Annotated in this window: 1 protein-coding gene; it reads right to left on the bottom strand. The window is 78.5% G+C overall.

The genetic code is table 11. The features are described from left to right. The coding region (locus tag ACLBYB_RS33490; RefSeq protein ID WP_447701454.1) for a molybdopterin cofactor-binding domain-containing protein at positions 1-279 on the bottom strand (279 nt) is incomplete at both ends.

Here is a 279-nt window from a genome sequence, read left to right as displayed (position 1 = left end):
CGGCACGCCGAGCCCGTCCGCCGCGCCCATCGCCAGCAGCGTGGTGATGCCGTTGCCGATCTCGTGGTGCGCGCAGGCGACCTCCGCGGCGCCGTCCGGGCCGTGCCGGACCCGCAGGGTCGCGGCCGCGATCTTGGTGGGCCGCACCGAGGTCGCGCAGCCGAGACCCACCCGCCAGGGCCCGTCGCGCATCGCGCGCGGGCGCGGCACCCGGCGCGACCATCCGAAGGCCCTGGCGCCCGCGTCGAAGCAGGCCATCAGCGGCCGGGTCGAGAACGG

The sequence above is a fragment of the Methylobacterium sp. D54C genome (assembly GCF_053345595.1).
The sequence above is the reverse complement of the archived record's forward strand: the minus strand, read 5'-3'. Positions and strand labels throughout refer to the sequence as shown.